This window comes from Mesorhizobium sp. M4B.F.Ca.ET.089.01.1.1 (genome assembly GCF_004022605.1).
In the GTDB taxonomy this organism is placed as follows: Bacteria; Pseudomonadota; Alphaproteobacteria; order Rhizobiales; family Rhizobiaceae; genus Mesorhizobium; species Mesorhizobium abyssinicae.
In genome coordinates this window covers 1-2,202 of sequence record NZ_RZOS01000676.1, presented here as the reverse complement: position 1 = coordinate 2,202, position 2,202 = coordinate 1, and the positions used below count along the sequence as shown (strand labels likewise).

The window sequence follows — 2,202 nt, the reverse complement described above, 5'->3', positions numbered from 1 at the left end:
GTCCTTGGCGTCGAGCCGCCGCGTCTCGATCTTCTTGTGCGCTTCGCGCTTGTAGCCTTCGACCAGCACGATATCCGACGGCGCCAGCCGCGCCAGGATCGCCTCCAGCGTCGGCTCCTCCTCATCGCGCAATTCGTGCATCAGCGCCCAGCGCCGGCCGGACACGACCGCGACCTCGGTGGCGCCGGCCTGGCGGTGGCGGAAGGAGTCCGCGCCAGGCTTGTCGATGTCGAAATCATGATGGGCGTGCTTCACGGTCGAGACCGTCCAGCCGCGGCGCGCCAGCTCGGCGACCAGCTTCTCGGTCAGTGTGGTCTTGCCGGAATTCTTCCAGCCGGTGATGCCAAAAACGCGCCTGTTCATTGCTCGATGCTCTGCAACAGTCGCTCGGCGATCGCAAGATCGTCCGGCGTGTTGATGTTGAAGAAGGGATCGATCGCATGTCCGCCGGATGCCGGCATCGCAAACTCCACCTCGACGACGCCGTGGCGGTCGATGAAGGCAGAGACCCGCCGGTTGTCCTCGTCGACCAGGAACCGGCGCAAGGCGTCATGCAGGCCGAGCGGCCAGAGCGCGAATGTCGGGTGCCGCCTGCCGCCTGAGCTGGCGACAGCGATCGATCCGGGCTTTGAGTCGGCAGCCGCAGCCAGTCGCTCGACCAGATTTTTGGGGAAAAAGGGCGTATCGCCGGCAACCGTGACCACGGCATCGCAGCCGATCGACGCCCACTCGATGCCGGTCAGGATGCCGGCCAGCGGTCCCGCATGCCCCTCCACCGTATCGGCAAGCACGGGCAGCCCGAAGCTGGCGAAGCGCGTCGGGTCGCCATTGGCGCTTAGCGCCAGCGGTCCGGCCTGCTGAGCGAGACGCTTAACGACATGGTCGAGCAGGCTGCGGCCACCAAGCTCGAGCAGGGTCTTGTCGCCGCCGCCCATGCGCCGCGACTGGCCGCCGGCCAGGATGATGCCCGCTATGTTGCGATCCATTGTCCGCTGTCTCTTGCCGCCCGGAATTGCCGCCAGCAGGCGCTTCCCCCAGGCTTGGTCCTATATGCCGTCCGGCGCCATGTCAGGTCCAGCGCTTTCGGCGGCGGTCTGCCGCCGGCCGACAATGCGTTCGCGATAGAGCGCGTAGAGGCCGGAGCCGACGATGATGGTGGCGCCGATGACCATCGGCAGGTCCGGAATGTCGCCGAAGATGACGAGGCCGAGCAGGATCGACCAGAGCAGGGCGGTGTAGCGGAACGGCGCGATGAAGGAGATGTCGCCGGAGCGCATCGCCATGATGATGAACTGGTAGCCGATGAGCACCAGCACCGCGGCCAGCGCCAGGAGCGCGGTGGCCTTGCCGCTCATCGGCGTCCAGCCGCCCATCGGGGCGAGCAGCGCCGCACCCAGCACCGTCATGGCCAGCGCCGTGGCGGTCGATACCAGAAGCGTCGGGATCGCTTGCGGGATGCGCCTGGTAGAGAGATCGCGCACCGCGCAGCAGGCGACGCTCGCCAGCGCCAGCAGCGAATAGATGCTGAAGCCTTCGAAGCCCGGCCGCACGATGACGAGCACCCCGGCGAAGCCGACGGCAATCGCCAGCCAGCGCCGCCAGCCGACACCTTCGCCGAAGAAAAGCGCCGCGCCCATGGTCACCGCCAGCGGCAGCGCCTGCAGCACCGCCGAGACGTTGGCGATCGGCAAGTGCGCGAGCGCGACCAGGAACGAGACCGTTGCGCCGGCTTCGCCGGCCACGCGCATCGCCACCATCGGCTGCAGCATGGACCGTGGCGCTGCCAGCGCGCCGCGTTGCCAGGCAAGCAGACCGACGAACAGCGAGGCGAATGCGCCGCGGATCAGCATGACCTGCGCCATGTTCATCGATTCGGAGGAGAATTTGGTGATCGCGTCGTTGAGGGTGAAGCCGACCATGGCCACCATCATGAACAGCGCGCCGCGCAGGTTTGGCGAAAGAGGCAAGGGCGTCACCGGTTGTGCTTTGGATCAGCCTCTATCAGCCGGCCGCAAAACAGCAACGCCAAAGCACTGGGCCACGGTTTGTCGCCGTGGCCCGCAAAGATCGGCGCGAAGGCGAAAGGGCTTATTTCGGCGTCAGCACTTCGGTGCCGCTGCCTTCCTTGCCGGCGATGGTCCAGAGGCCGTGCAGCGAGCCGTCTTCCTCGACCTTGTAGACGACGAGGCCGATCTCCTTGCC

3 protein-coding genes are annotated in these 2,202 nt (G+C 66.8%); all 3 read right to left on the bottom strand.

Features of this window, described 5'->3' with window-relative positions; genetic code table 11:
• A partial coding sequence (gene mobB, locus EN780_RS32545) for a molybdopterin-guanine dinucleotide biosynthesis protein B (RefSeq protein WP_128276321.1) occupies positions 1-363 on the bottom strand: 363 nt, incomplete at its 3' end.
• Positions 360-986 carry a molybdenum cofactor guanylyltransferase MobA gene (gene mobA, locus EN780_RS32540; protein WP_128276320.1) on the bottom strand — a complete coding sequence of 209 codons (627 nt, stop codon included), beginning with the start codon at positions 984-986 and terminating at the stop codon, positions 360-362. The genes mobA and mobB, both read right to left, overlap by 4 nt.
• A gap of 60 nt (positions 987-1,046) precedes the next feature.
• Entirely contained in the window at positions 1,047-1,967 is a 921-nt protein-coding gene (locus EN780_RS32535) for a DMT family transporter (RefSeq protein ID WP_128276319.1), read from the bottom strand.
• Positions 1,968-2,202: the final 235 nt, after the last annotated feature.